Annotated in this window: 15 protein-coding genes; 1 reads left to right on the top strand and 14 read right to left on the bottom strand. The window is 51.7% G+C overall.

Annotated elements, in window-relative coordinates; translation table 11 throughout:
* From IJN28_00195 to IJN28_00155, 9 genes are all read right to left on the bottom strand, one after another.
* Positions 1–210: hypothetical protein (locus tag IJN28_00195; protein MBQ6712190.1), on the bottom strand; the 210-nt coding region annotated here is incomplete at its 3' end.
* A gap of 83 nt (positions 211–293) precedes the next feature.
* On the bottom strand, positions 294–1,142 hold the full coding sequence (nadC, locus tag IJN28_00190) for a carboxylating nicotinate-nucleotide diphosphorylase (GenBank protein ID MBQ6712189.1): 849 nt from the start codon (positions 1,140–1,142) through the stop codon (positions 294–296).
* A 13-nt stretch (positions 1,143–1,155) separates the two neighbouring features.
* A complete protein-coding gene (gene nadB, locus IJN28_00185; protein MBQ6712188.1) occupies positions 1,156–2,730 on the bottom strand; it encodes an L-aspartate oxidase in 1,575 nt (524 codons plus the stop codon).
* 15 nt (positions 2,731–2,745) lie between these two features.
* The gene (gene nadA / locus IJN28_00180; GenBank protein ID MBQ6712187.1) at positions 2,746–3,654 is read right to left on the bottom strand and encodes a quinolinate synthase NadA; all 909 of its coding nucleotides are present in this window, start codon (positions 3,652–3,654) and stop codon (positions 2,746–2,748) included.
* Between the two features lie 137 nt (positions 3,655–3,791).
* Positions 3,792–4,334: a zinc-ribbon domain-containing protein gene (locus IJN28_00175; GenBank protein ID MBQ6712186.1), complete on the bottom strand. Its 543-nt coding sequence runs from the start codon at positions 4,332–4,334 to the stop codon at positions 3,792–3,794.
* Positions 4,335–4,449: 115 nt separating this feature from the next.
* Positions 4,450–4,803, bottom strand: a complete 354-nt coding sequence (locus IJN28_00170; GenBank protein ID MBQ6712185.1) for a manganese catalase family protein — start codon at positions 4,801–4,803, stop codon at positions 4,450–4,452.
* A 12-nt stretch (positions 4,804–4,815) separates the two neighbouring features.
* Positions 4,816–5,073 (bottom strand): spore coat protein CotJB, encoded by a 258-nt coding sequence (locus IJN28_00165; protein ID MBQ6712184.1) that lies wholly within the window; start codon positions 5,071–5,073, stop codon positions 4,816–4,818.
* Between the two features lie 14 nt (positions 5,074–5,087).
* Complete coding sequence (locus IJN28_00160) at positions 5,088–5,312, bottom strand: spore coat associated protein CotJA (GenBank protein ID MBQ6712183.1); 225 nt, start codon at positions 5,310–5,312, stop codon at positions 5,088–5,090.
* A 111-nt stretch (positions 5,313–5,423) separates the two neighbouring features.
* On the bottom strand, positions 5,424–6,581 hold the full coding sequence (locus tag IJN28_00155; GenBank protein ID MBQ6712182.1) for a rod shape-determining protein RodA: 1,158 nt from the start codon (positions 6,579–6,581) through the stop codon (positions 5,424–5,426).
* 143 nt (positions 6,582–6,724) lie between these two features.
* Between IJN28_00155 and IJN28_00150 the strand changes: the two genes are divergently transcribed.
* Positions 6,725–7,645: a hypothetical protein gene (locus IJN28_00150; GenBank protein MBQ6712181.1), complete on the top strand. Its 921-nt coding sequence runs from the start codon at positions 6,725–6,727 to the stop codon at positions 7,643–7,645.
* 29 nt (positions 7,646–7,674) lie between these two features.
* Here the strand turns inward: IJN28_00150 and IJN28_00145 are convergent, their stop codons facing one another.
* The 5 genes from IJN28_00145 to IJN28_00125 form a co-directional block, all read right to left on the bottom strand.
* Positions 7,675–8,823, bottom strand: coding sequence for a hypothetical protein (locus IJN28_00145; GenBank protein ID MBQ6712180.1), 1,149 nt, complete (start codon positions 8,821–8,823; stop codon positions 7,675–7,677).
* A gap of 58 nt (positions 8,824–8,881) precedes the next feature.
* Positions 8,882–9,523, bottom strand: coding sequence for a tRNA (guanosine(46)-N7)-methyltransferase TrmB (gene trmB, locus IJN28_00140; GenBank protein MBQ6712179.1), 642 nt, complete (start codon positions 9,521–9,523; stop codon positions 8,882–8,884).
* 21 nt (positions 9,524–9,544) lie between these two features.
* Complete coding sequence (locus IJN28_00135; protein ID MBQ6712178.1) at positions 9,545–11,449, bottom strand: sigma-54-dependent Fis family transcriptional regulator; 1,905 nt, start codon at positions 11,447–11,449, stop codon at positions 9,545–9,547.
* A gap of 261 nt (positions 11,450–11,710) precedes the next feature.
* Positions 11,711–12,460, bottom strand: coding sequence for an amino acid ABC transporter ATP-binding protein (locus IJN28_00130; GenBank protein ID MBQ6712177.1), 750 nt, complete (start codon positions 12,458–12,460; stop codon positions 11,711–11,713).
* A gap of 16 nt (positions 12,461–12,476) precedes the next feature.
* Positions 12,477–13,112, bottom strand: a complete 636-nt coding sequence (locus tag IJN28_00125) for an amino acid ABC transporter permease (GenBank protein MBQ6712176.1) — start codon at positions 13,110–13,112, stop codon at positions 12,477–12,479.
* Between the last annotated feature and the right edge of the window lie 64 nt (positions 13,113–13,176).

Raw genomic sequence — 13,176 nt, 5'->3', positions numbered from 1 at the left:
GATATCTATATATTTTGCCCGATACCGCCTCCACGACCCCTGCGGTACGTCAGGCAGAACGAATCGCGTGAAACAGATATCGGCGAATCTGCCCGTTTCGATAAGTCGCACGATACGCTCGCACACTTCGTCGAACTTCTCGCATGCCCACGGCGCACCTGTTTCATACACCTTCTGCATATCAATGATGACAAGTTTATCTCCGCTCATCATATCACCTCTCGGTCAGTATATCCGAGATGATGCTTTGCGATACAAAAAGCCCTTCCGCATGGGAAGGGCTTTGTCTTGTCTTAGTATTTGATCTCGCCGATATCAAGGCTGATATCAAGGATCGGTGCCGAGTTCGTCAGCGCACCGACGCTGATGATGTCAACACCTGCTTTTGCAATGGCAGGCAAGCGTTCTTTCGTAACACCGCCCGATGCTTCGACGATAGCACGACCGTCGATGAGGCGAACTGCTTCTTCGATCATTTCGATCGACATGTTGTCGAGCATGATGATGTCTGCACCTGCTTCGAGTGCTTCTTTGACCTGGTCGAGCGTTTCGGTCTCGACTTCGATCTTGACGGTATGGGATATCTCGTTTCTCGTCATCTGAACAGCCTCTTTGATACCGCCCGCTACCTTGATATGGTTATCTTTTATCATAACGGCATCATAAAGACCCATGCGATGGTTGCGGCCGCCGCCGACACGGATCGCATATTTTTCAAGCATACGAAGGCCGGGGAGCGTTTTGCGCGTATCAACGACGTGCGCTTTCGTTCCTTCAGCCAGACGTGCGTACGACGATGTAAGCGTTGCGATACCGCTCATATGCTGCAGAAGGTTGAGTGCAAGACGTTCGCCTGTCAAGATAACGTGCGCATCGCCTTCTATTTTCGCAAGCACCGTATGCGGCTCCACTTCGTCGCCGTCTTCTACCATCGGCGTGAATTCGATATCGGGAGCAAGCGTCGTGAAAACGAGACCTGCCACGTTGATACCGGCTACGATACCGCGCTGTTTTGCTTGAATGAGGCCGACTGTTTTAGCTTGCTGCGGGATGATATTTTCCGTCGTAATGTCACCACTGCCGACGTCCTCGTTTAACCATTCTATGATCTTAGGTTGTAATGCTCTCATCGAAAGATACATATTCCCTCGCCTCCTATTTCTGTAAGATCAGATGTTTGCGCCACAGTTCCATCGTCTGCGGATAATCACTGCGATAATGCCCGCCGCGACTTTCTTGACGCATCGATGCCGCCAGACAAATGAGACTGCCTGTCTGAAGCATACCGAAGAGCTCCATCTGTTCTTTCGTCCGCATATCGTATGCTTTGAGTACTTTGGCCATGTTTGCGAAATAGTCCTGTGCACGCGCCAGACCTTGCTGCTGGCGAATAAGGCCGAGCTGTTTCGTCATGGTCAGTTTCAGTTGATGCGTTTCTGCCACCGTATCGACAGGACAAGGTTCATCACTTAGCTTATCAAAGTACCAACGGGTCGTTCTCGTGGACGAGTAGCCTCGTCTTGCGATCGTTTCTGCGATCCGTTTACCGAACGCAAGCCCTTCAAGAAGCGAATTCGATGCCAAGCGGTTCGCACCATGAAGGCCTGTACAAGCGGCCTCACCACAGGCGAACAAGCGATTGACGCTCGTTTCACCGAATTGGTCTGTTTGAACACCGCCCATCATATAATGTGCGGCAGGTGCTACGGGAATCATATCTTCCGGCAGATTCAGTCCGTACTCTTTGCACGAGGCTGTGATCGTCGGAAAATGAGCTGTAAAATCTTTTATTTGGCTGACATCGAGCGATACGGAGAGCATATCGGCACGCTGCATCTCGTGATAGATGGCACGTGCGACGACGTCACGCGGAGCAAGCTCCTCCATTTTATGAAAACGCGGCATGAAGCGGTTGCCTTCTGCATTGCGCAAGAGGCCGCCCGCGCCGCGAACGGCTTCGGAAATGAGGAAGTTCGGCAGTCCTTCGATGGCAAGTGCCGTCGGGTGGAACTGGACAAATTCCATATCCATCAAAGATGCGCCTGCACGATACGCCATGGAGAGCGCAGAACCTGTCGCACCTTCGGGATTCGTTGTATGAAGATACAGGCGACCAAGACCGCCTGTGGCAAGTACGACCGTCTTAGCACGAATGATCTCTTTCGTACCGTCCTCACGCATGAAGAGCGCGCCTTCGCAGACCGAATCGGTCGTTAAGATATCGACGGCGTAAAGATGCTCTCTGAGCGTGATACGCTTTTCTTCACGCACACGAGCGAGAAGCGCACGCACGACTTCTCTGCCTGTCGCATCGCCCTGCGCATGGATAACGCGGCTTCTCGAGTGACAGCCTTCTCTGCCGAGACAGATGCCGTTTTCGTCATGGTCGAACTTGGCGCCGAGCTTGATAAGATCGAGCACCGCTTTTCGACCTTCGTCGACGACGAGCGCGACGATATCTTCCGTGCAAAGACCTGCACCTGCGATCAGCGTATCTTCGATATGAAGATCCAAGGAATCATCTTCCCCGAGCGCAACAGCGATACCACCCTGTGCCTTGTTCGTATTGCTGTCGAGCATCGTATCGCGAACAGCGACTGTTACATTAAGGCCTGCCTGCGAAGCATACCAAGCCGTCGCCAGTCCTGCGACACCACCACCGATGATAAGACAATCTGTCTCTTTTTTATCTATTTGTTCACTATCAAAATTCGTGATATATCGACGCAGCATTTACGCTCACTCCTAGCGGCACACATCCAACATTTTTTCGAGGCAGGCTTTCGCTTTTACGCGGACATCTTCCGGCACAACGACCTGCGGCGACAATGTTTCGAGTGCAGTTTTCACTTTTTCGAGCGTATTATTACTCATATTATGGCAATCGAGCATTTCGCTTGCCAGATAGAACGATTTATTCGGGCAACGCTTGTTCATCTGATGGAGCGTGCCTTTGACCGTTACGACGATGAACTCATCCGCATCGCTTGCTTCTGCGTAGCGAACAAGACCCATCGTGCCATTGATATGGTCGGCAAGTGCCAATACCTCATCATTGCATTCCGGATGTGCAAGTACGAGCGCATTCGGATGCGCTTTTTTCGCTTCAAGCACAGCTTCTGCGGAAATCGCGTGATGGATCGGACAGCAACCGTCCCACAAATCCATCGTACGGTTCGTCGATTTCGCGATATAACCGCCGAGATTGCGGTCGGGGGCGAAAATGATATCTTTGTCTTTCGGGATCGATTCTACGATCTGTACCGCATTTGCCGAGGTACAGCAAATATCGGTAAGTGCTTTGACAGCCGCCGTCGTATTGACATACGATACGACAACTGCATCGGGATTTTCGGCGCGTTTTGCCGCGAGTTCTTCCGCCGTGATCATGTCAGCCATCTCGCATCCCGCCGTCATATCGGGAAGGAGTACGATCTTATCGGGCGACAAGATATTTGCCGTTTCTGCCATGAAATGCACACCGCAGAATACGATCACATCGGCATCCGTTTCTGCCGCACGACGAGAAAGATCAAGCGAATCTCCGATAAAATCCGCAATATCTTGGATCTCGGCAGGCTGATAGATATGTGCCAAGATAACAGCGTTGCGTTCTTGTTTCAAACGTTTGATTTCTGCTACCAAATTGTTCATTTTATTCGCTCCTATTGTTAGGTTTAGTGAGAGTTTCTTTCCCCTCAAGCGGCTGCTTCTAATCAAATTATAATACGATTGAGCAACGACTGCAAGGACAAAGAGCCATCCTCAGTTGACATCTGTATTTGTGACGACTACGCTTCTTCACCGTAGCGGTTCGGCCCTTCTGTGCCCTTGCGCAGGATCAGATATAACCAGAAAAAGACATTGATCACCGGTACGAAATAGAGAAGCGACATCTTGCCGTCGTGACCGAGGTCGTGGCAGCGACGGATCGTCAGCGTCCATTGACCGAGTATCAAAAAGAGTGAAACGACGAGAATGATAGCCATCGCACCGCGGCTCGGGAGAAGCATCGGGTCGATGCCCGTACTCGTCGGCAGGATGAGCCATTTCATAAAGAGCGCGGGACCGCCGTTTAAGAAGATCTCCAGACCGCCCGGCATGAACAGATAATTGAGCACTGCGATGATCGCCGTATAGATCACGTTGCGCACGAAGAATGCTTTTCGCGCCAATCTTCCGCGGAGCGAAAAATACTTATCAACGAGCGTTTCTTCCATCATAAATTCCTCTGCCGGGATCTCCGGCGGAAGTTCTTTGCCACAGTTCGTACATGTCTTCTCACTGGCAGGAACCAATGTCCAGCAATGGGAACAATATCGTCTTTCTTCCACAATCGCTTCCTCCTACATGAATCTGCTATATATCCCTTCTATTTTAATTGATTTTGATAAAAAATACAACCGTTGCGGAAATGTATACACGATACACCGCACTTGCGCAGACCGTCTATTTAGCACTCCATGGTACACCGTTCGCATCTTCCCAGTAGAGGCCTTTACCGTGCTGTGTCCAATGCGCGCCCCAGCCTGCTTCGACAAAATCCTTCTCGCACGCGCCTTCGGTCAGCTTGTAGACGATCGTTGCGACCATCTCCTGATGTGCCAATTCTTCCGTACCGATATCGGTGAGGATCGCCTTCGCCCTGCTTGTCGGCATGGCGTACCTTTGATTGATATATTGAAGCGATGCCGACAGCTCACCGTTTGGCCCGCCGTATTGCGCTACGACGAGCTTGGCGAACTTGACATCGGGACGCGTTACCTTGACAGGGCGCTGTAAACATCGTTGATAGACCCACATCGCATTTCCCTCCTACATTTCCCACGGCCACGGGCCTTCTGCCCAGAGCCACGTTTCTTGCGACCGTATCGTCTGACCGACCGAGAACATCGGCCCGCATTGACGCTCATACTCACGTACCATCTTGCGGAGCTTTTCGTTCACCGTTTCAAAATCGACGAGTGCCGCGCTGTCATTCGGATGCGTATCGAGATAAAGTCCCAGCTCATGCGCCGCGAACTGCACCTCTTGTATCCTCCTCAGCATCGAAGACTGTTTTTCCCGTTCCATCAAGTTTCCTCCTTTCATTCGGGGATCGGATAGACACCCCAGAGTTCCGGGAACAGCGTCCCTTTGACGAGCGCTTCCTTGAGCGGCAGCGACCGCTGATACATCTGTATCGGCATATATACGTGCGCGAATTGCTGGCTCTTTACCACGCTGAATGCACATCCGTCTTCCGAGGCCGAGGCAAGGTCTAAGATAGACTCTTCGCTGATAAAGCCTTTCGCCCGCATCGTTTCCGACATACGGCAAACCTCCTTTTTCTTCAAACTACCGTATCATATGAGGCGAAAAGTCCCCCTGCTACAACGAAAAGAGAGATGGCCCTTACCATCTCTCTTTTTGATCTGCGATATCTATTCTTTTGATTCCGTTATTACGACCTGCTGATCGTTCGCTTCAGCTTGTTCGCGCTTCAGCTTGGCTCGTTCGAGGCTCTTATTCTTCCGATGGATACTAAGCAGGATCCCGACACACACCATATTGATGACGAGCGACGTACCACCATAGCTGATAAACGGCAACGGCACCCCGATAACAGGGAGCGAGCCCATGACCATCAGCATATTGGACAATGCCTGTCCGCTGATAAGAAGTGTCATCCCCAAGGCAAGCATCTTACCGTAATGATCTTCCGTCTGCTTGGCAATACGGAATCCGTGATGCGTAAACAAAACGAACGGCAAGACGATGCATAATACCGTTAAGATGAACCCCCACTCTTCACAGAATACGGCAAACGCAAAGTCGGTATGTGATTCCGGAAGATAGCTGTACTTACTAAGACCGCCGCCCCAGCCGGCACCGCCGAATCCGCCCGATCCGATGACCATCTTCGCCTGACTGGCTTGATACTCGATATCTCTGTTCTCTTCGATACCGAGCCAGACGAGCACACGCATCATTCGATACGGTGCGAACATGATACATACGATGACACTCGCCGCGACCACACCGACCAATGCACGCACCTGCTTGGAATTCAACCCTCCCATGAAAAACAAGGCAACCCCGATAGCAATAACGATCGCTGCTGTTCCCATATCAGGCTGAAGCAAGATGATAACGCCCATAGCAAGGATCGCGCCCATCGTTTTGCTGATCAGCTTGATCGAGCCTCCGCGACGGAGCGTTTGGCCGATATAGGTCGCCGCCAGCATCGCCGATGCAAGCTTTGCGATCTCCGACGGCTGGAACTGGATGATCCCGAGATCGAGCCAGCGACGCGCGCCATTGATCTCCTCGCCCGTCAATCGCACCAGTATACACAGTGCGATAGAAAGGATCGTAAACGCCATCCCCCAATTCTCGGTGCGCCAATAGTTCACCTTGCTGAAAATATATATCGCACCGCAGCCGATGATCGCCCACAACGCCTGTTTGATAGCCATACCGCTGCCGCTTGCGACATAGCTGGCGCTGTAAATGTTGATCGCGCCGAATATAATGAGTGCAAGTACGCTCAACAAAACGCCTTGCCCGTTATCGTGAAATAAATTTAATATCGATCTCATAGTATTAGTTGTTTCCTCCTTGAACGGATAAGTCCCGTACCTGTAAATTATACCAACCTACGCACCGCCTTTCAATAAGCAAATCGCACCATCTGCGAATATCATACAGTAATTTATTCTTACTTTTCCGCGAGGTGATCCGCATGCTTTTACCGCCCTGCCGTCTTGCCGTATTCGACCGCACCGACAATGCCCTGCTCCTTTTAAACACCGCGAGCGGAGCCGTACTTTTTCGCAGACCGCTCCCGCACACGTACCGCCCGCTTGCACTGGTTTCTTCCGAAAAAGGCGTCTTTTTCTTTGCCAACGGAAAGACCGACGGCTCTGTCTACACGCTCCGCAAGGGCACATGGGCACGTCAGCCTGTCACCCTGCCGACGATGACTGCCGTCTGTCCCGTACAAAACGAGAACGCCTGCTATCTTGCGTCTGCCCGCCACACACTCTACCGACTTGACCTCGATTCGGGCAAACTGTCTTCACTCGGTTCATCACCGCACATCTGCCGTGCGCTGGTGCATGGCACATATCTCGCCTCCGTCTGGGAAACAGAGGGCGGCACCGTCTGCGCACTACATAAAAAAGACGGCACCATACTTTCCGAGCACCGTTTGGACGGCACAGTGCCGTCAGCGACAATAACAGGCACTACGCTCCTCTGCCCGTTCACGAACGGCAAGCAATGCGGCGAAGGACTTCACCTCATACCGACCGACGCCCCCTCCCCCTCTGTTACGACGATCTCTCTCAAGTCGCCGCAGATGCGAGGCATTACCGCCGATCCGTACAGCGTTCTTGCGCTCGGCGATACGTTCTGTCTTGTCAGCGAAGCGACAGGCACCGTTACGAAGATAGACCGCCACACAGGCGATATCACAGGCTCATATTCGCTCGGACGCAGCATCAGCCATCTGTATCTTCTGCCCGATGAACGATTCGCCATCGCGACAAGCAACATGTTCGCCGACCTTTCGCTCGTCGATCTCGTCAACGAAAAGCTCCTCTCTATCAGCATCTGCGCACACGAGCTGTTCCATCAGATCGCCATACTCCCCCCGACATAAAAAAGAACGACCGTATCGGTCGTTCTTTTTTATCGTCTTTTGCCGAGCGGTCTGGGCATACGCGCACTATTCTCGCGACTTTTTTTGACCGCCTTCTCTACGACATTCTTATAGTCGCTCGCCTTTGCATATATCTTCTCAAACGCCGGCGATCCATCTTTTTGGGCAAGCACTTCCTCGGCAGGTGGTACCGGTAAAGCAGGGACTTCTATAACAGCCAGCTCTGTCGTCACCTCATCGGTCAGTCCCTCTGCGCACTCCTCGCAAACCTCTTTCTCTGCAGGCACTTTTTCAAACACCGTTTCGCCTTCCGCAGCCACTTCTTCCGTCACAAGCTCTTCGCGCACAGCTTCCGCCCCACTATGTTCTGCCAGTATCGTCATCGGCATGAGCGGTGCTGTCCGCATCACTTCATCGGATGATACGGCCTCCTCTTCTTCCGCAACGCCCAACACAGACTTCCCGCTTATGAGCCGTTTCAAAAGGCGGTGGACGAGCGCGCACGTACCGTCTGCCCATACGAGAAACGATGGCGGGAATACAGAGGAAAGTCTTTTCTCTTCTGCCCGCGCGCTCAACTCACGTAAAAATCGCCGATACTCGGTGACCGCCTCATCGGCCTCCGCCAAAAACGGAAGGCACCCACCGCGTCCCATCTCGCACACGAATGCACGCGACCGCTTATCTTCGAGCATCTCGCGCATCTCATGCGCCTTCTTCATCATCATACGCTCCGACGGATCGAGATACTGCGGACAAAGCTGTGCCGTGTCAGAAACGAGCGACAACCCAAACGACACCTCTCTCATCGCAGACGCTCCGCAGACGAGCGGTGCATCACTCTGCCTTGTTAGATAACGCGCATACTGCGTTTTTTTCTCCAGATGGCGCGCCAGCGACGGGTAGATACGCGCATGTCCCCGCTCCGCTGTCATGGCAGCTGTGCACGCCGCCAGCTTCTCTATCTGCTCTACTGCGCGCTCGCGATACGTTTCCCGCCCTTTGCGCCTGCGCTCCACCGCAAGCGTTTCAAGCGATTCCGACAGCTTGGCAAGCGAGCGCGAGCCGCCTGCCGCTTCTGACAGGAGCATCGCATCGGCAGAAAGGATAGACAGCCACCAATCAAGACTGTCACATCGCCCCTTCGGCTCACTTCTAAAAAGAAACGTGTGCCCCATCACACTACACTTCCTTTCGGATCATCTTTGTGTAGTATATGATGATGCACACGTTTTGTCAGTCGAAGCTCACTTCGCAGCGGTTGATCTTAAACCCTTTTGCGCTGAACTTCTCTTCGTATTCTGTTCTGATATTGTCGGGACGATCTTCGCTGTGAAGGTCATACGAGATATCTTCTACGCGACAGCCGACTGCTTCGAATTCCTCCAGCGAGAAATCAAAGAGCGGTCTGTTGTCCGTCTTGAAATGTATCTCACCGCCTTTTTTCAGAAGACCGCGATATCTTTCAAGGAATGTACGATATGTCAGACGACGTTTCGCATGGCGCGCTTTCGGCCACGGATCGCAGAAGTTGATATAGAAGCGATCGACTTCGCTTTCTTCGAAGATATTCGTGATGCCTTCGATATTGAACACCAACAGGCGCACATTCGTAAGACCTGCTTCATGCACTTTTTTTGCCGCCGCATAGAGGACATCGAGCTGTGCTTCGATACCGATGAAATTGATCTCGGGATGACGCGCCGCCATACCCGTGATGAAATCCCCTTTCCCACAGCCAAGCTCTACATGAAGCGGTGCTGTGCGGCCGAAATCGTCTGCCCACTTCCCTTTCGCTTCTTCTGTTACCTCTTGTCTTACAAAATCCGCATAATCCAAAATCGCATCTTTCACCCACGGTTTTTTCCGTAAACGCACGCTATTCACCCAATCCTTTTTCTATTTCTTTTCAATTCCGTATTTTTTCAAGTAACGATACAGCGTCACACGGCTGACATCGAGCATATTCGCCATACGGCTGACATTACCGCCCGCCGCCTTCCAGACACGTTCGAATACGTCGCGATCTTCTTTCCACGACATATCGGGCTTCACATCGCCCATCAGATTGATATCGTCGGCTTGTATGACAGAGCCTGCCGTATTGAAATAAGCATGCTCGACGACTTCCTGCAGCTGCTTGATATTGCCCGGCCATTCATACGACATGAGAAGCTTCTTCGTATCTTCGGCAAGCGTTTTTTCAGCCATCGCGTGCTGTTGTGCCAGCTCGCGAATAATATGCGCCGCCAAGCTCGGGATATCCGATACACGCGCACGAAGCGGCGGTACACGAAGCGTATTTTTGCTGATGATACGGAAAAGGCTTTCGTCGAATCCGCCGCGTTCCGTCAATCGCTTGAGGTCGCAGTCGCTTGCCGCAATGATACGCACATTGATCGTTCTGTTCACACGGTCGCCCATTCGGCGCATCGTGTGCGACATCAGCGCCTCTGCTAACATGATAGCAACACTGCGCGGAAGTTTTTCGATCTCGTCCATGAAAAGCGTACCGCCGTTGGCAAGCTCGAGCTTACCGGGGCGACCGACATCTTCACGTTCTGCCGTACCGAACAGTTCTTCTTCCAAGATCTCCTGCGGAAGGTCACCGCAGCGAAGCGTGATGAGAGGCCCTGCCGCCCGCGTACTTGCCTGATGAACACCGTGCGCAAGACGCTGTTTGCCCGTACCGCCTTCCCCTTGCAGAAGGATATGATTCTCGTTTTTCGCAACGCGAGATGCTTTTTCCCACATCGCCGTAAACGTCTGGCTCGAGCCGACCATGCTGGCAAGGCTGTATTTCGCCGTATAACCGACAGCATGCGCGACCAGCATACGAAGATCCTCGATCGGCATCGTGACCGTTACGACGCCCGAGATATCTCCGCCCGATTGACCTTCAAGCGGGACGACCGTCGTAATATCTTCATACGTTCGTTTTTCGGTGATCCACGTAATTTCCTTATTATAGCAAGGAATACCCTTGAACCCCTGATAGATCGGCGTATGATGATAATTCAGCACCGCATCGTTGAGATTCGGCAAACTGTCATTATCCGTATGGATGAGCGCAAGTCTGCTTCTGCCCATCTTGTTCGTATACGCGACCTCACCATTCGGCAAAATGTGATATACCGCGATCGGCGCGGCATCCAAGATAGCTTGTCTTGCCTTGAGCGTCTGTATCATATCAAGATGACGCTCCATCGACATCCGCATCGAAAGCATGAGTGACACGAGCGCCGTATACGGAAGTGCATTCTGCTCCACTGCCACGAGCGTCAGGATATATCCGAGCTTGCCGTCAACCATGATCGGCACCGAACAAGCATCGCCCATCTGACATTCGCGTATCCACATCTCGGGCCCAAACAAAAGGAACGGCACCTTATGGCGATGCGTCAGACTAATACTCGACGTGCCGATATCCTTCATCGACAAACGCGCACCCTCCGTCTGCCCCGGCGTTCTCTGATAGAACGGAAGCGAATAGCTCTTGAGGACATAGCAGTCTGCATCCAACAATAAAAGACTCATATTATAGCTCGAGAAAAACTCGTGGATATTCTGATAAAAATCCGTCACGTATTCGATCGCCGCCGCATGAAGCGATTGCTTCTCGGCGAGCTCTTCCTTCGACCATTGTACCAGTTTCGGCATACGATCGGGCAATACCCCAAGTGTACGACTCTCTTGCCATGACTGCGCTACCCACGGATGGACGTTTGGATCCATCACGCCAAAATCGATGAATTTATTATAGTACGCATTCAATTTCTCTTTACTTCTTCTTTCTCTGATCATCACGTACCCCCATCTATTACACACTACGTTACATTAGTGTTACGTTACCACCTTCATTTTATCAATACTTACGCATTGTTGCAACATATTTTCAGCGAAAAAGCAGAATTTTTCCTTATTTGTATTATGCGAAAATACAACTTTCATTTTCCAATATACATTCATCTGTTTTTTCCTGTTTTTCGGTCATGATGTAACACACTCGGAATATACAAAAAAATCCCCGCACCACCACACAGGCGATACGGGGAAATACGTTTTTTATAACATATTGTTGAGGAACGCTCTCGTTCTCTCTTGTTTCGGATTGCCGAAGATCTCCTCGGGGCATCCTTCTTCGACGACGCGGCCGCCGTCTACGAACAACACGCGATTAGCGACCTCACGCGCGAACGCCATCTCGTGCGTTACGATGACCATCGTCATTTTCTCTTTCGCCAAGTCGCGGATCGTCTTTAATACCTCGACCGTAAGCTCGGGATCGAGTGCCGACGTCGGTTCATCAAACAGCATGATATCAGGTGACATCGCAAGCGCACGCGCGATCGCCACACGCTGTTTCTGACCGCCCGACAGCTGCGACGGATAACTGTCAGCCTTCGCTGACAGACCGACCTTGGCAAGAAGCTCCTTAGCGATCGGCTCGATCTCTTCGCGTTTCATCTTCTTCACGATCATCGGCGCTTCGATAAGATTCTCCATGACCGTCATATGCGGGAACAAATTAAACTGCTGAAACACCATCCCCATCTTCGAGCAGATGCGGCGCGCTTCCGATTCGCTCGCATAAACGACGCGGCCGTTTTCCTCGCCCGCCAGCTGTTCGCCCTCGATCGTGACCGAACCGCCCGTGATGACCTCCAAGCGATTCAAGCAGCGAAGAAACGTACTTTTACCCGAACCGGATGTACCGATAATGGCGATGACCTCGCCTTTATTGACCGTCAAGTCGATGCCCTTTAAGACCTCGACATCTTTAAAACTCTTGCGGATACCTACCGCCTTAATCATCTCCAAAGCGCATCCCTCACTCATCATAGACAGCATAATGCTGTTCCAATTTCTTAAAGACCTTCGTCAAGACAAGCGTCATCACGAGATAGAAGATCGCCGCGACCAAGAACGGCGTCATATCGAACTCACGCTGTACGATCGTTCTTGCCGTACGCAAAAGATCGTTCATCGCCAAAACATAGACGAGCGATGTATCTTTGACAAGCGTGATCGTCTCGTTGCTGACAGGAGCAAGAACACGTTTGATGACCTGCGGCAAGACAATACGGCGCATCGTCTGCACGTACGTCATACCGAGCGTTTTGGCCGCCTCATACTGACCGCGTTCGATCGACTGGATACCACCGCGGAAGATCTCTGCAAAATATGCCGCATAGTTGAGGACGAACGCGATGATCGCCGCACTGAAATCAGGCAAGCGAATATCAGCCACGATCGGCAGCGCATAATAGATAAACAAAAGCTGAAGCATCAGCGGCGTACCGCGCATCAGCCAGATGTACACTTCCATCAAAAAACTGAGCGGACGGAACTTAGACAATCGGATCAGCGCGACCAATAACCCCAGTGGAAGCGTGAACACGAGCGTCGTGAAGAATATCTCGAGCGTAAGGCCTGCGCCATCGAACATCAGCCCGATCATCTCCATCATCTTATCGAAATTTTCCATAACAACCCTAACCCCTATTCCATACATAATAGTAATACTTTAT

The sequence above is a fragment of the Selenomonadales bacterium genome (assembly GCA_017442105.1).
Taxonomy (GTDB): Bacteria; Bacillota; Negativicutes; order RGIG982; family RGIG982; genus RGIG982.
Note: the sequence above shows the minus strand (reverse complement) of the source record. Positions and strands in the feature narration are given on the sequence as shown.

Excerpts from the sequence above, each read along its gene's own strand:
- IJN28_00150 (MBQ6712181.1), top strand. The coding sequence starts at position 6,725 with ATGCTTTTACCGCCCTGCCGTCTTGCCGTATTCGACCGCACCGACAAT.
- IJN28_00145 (MBQ6712180.1), bottom strand. The coding sequence starts at position 8,823 with ATGGGGCACACGTTTCTTTTTAGAAGTGAGCCGAAGGGGCGATGTGAC.
- IJN28_00125 (MBQ6712176.1), bottom strand. The coding sequence starts at position 13,112 with ATGGAGATGATCGGGCTGATGTTCGATGGCGCAGGCCTTACGCTCGAG.
- IJN28_00130 (MBQ6712177.1), bottom strand. The coding sequence starts at position 12,460 with ATGATTAAGGCGGTAGGTATCCGCAAGAGTTTTAAAGATGTCGAGGTC.
- IJN28_00165 (MBQ6712184.1), bottom strand. The coding sequence starts at position 5,073 with ATGGAACGGGAAAAACAGTCTTCGATGCTGAGGAGGATACAAGAGGTG.
- nadC (MBQ6712189.1), bottom strand. The coding sequence starts at position 1,142 with ATGTATCTTTCGATGAGAGCATTACAACCTAAGATCATAGAATGGTTA.
- IJN28_00135 (MBQ6712178.1), bottom strand. The coding sequence starts at position 11,449 with ATGATCAGAGAAAGAAGAAGTAAAGAGAAATTGAATGCGTACTATAAT.
- nadA (MBQ6712187.1), bottom strand. The coding sequence starts at position 3,654 with ATGAACAATTTGGTAGCAGAAATCAAACGTTTGAAACAAGAACGCAAC.
- IJN28_00155 (MBQ6712182.1), bottom strand. The coding sequence starts at position 6,581 with ATGAGATCGATATTAAATTTATTTCACGATAACGGGCAAGGCGTTTTG.
- IJN28_00160 (MBQ6712183.1), bottom strand. The coding sequence starts at position 5,312 with ATGTCGGAAACGATGCGGGCGAAAGGCTTTATCAGCGAAGAGTCTATC.
- IJN28_00170 (MBQ6712185.1), bottom strand. The coding sequence starts at position 4,803 with ATGTGGGTCTATCAACGATGTTTACAGCGCCCTGTCAAGGTAACGCGT.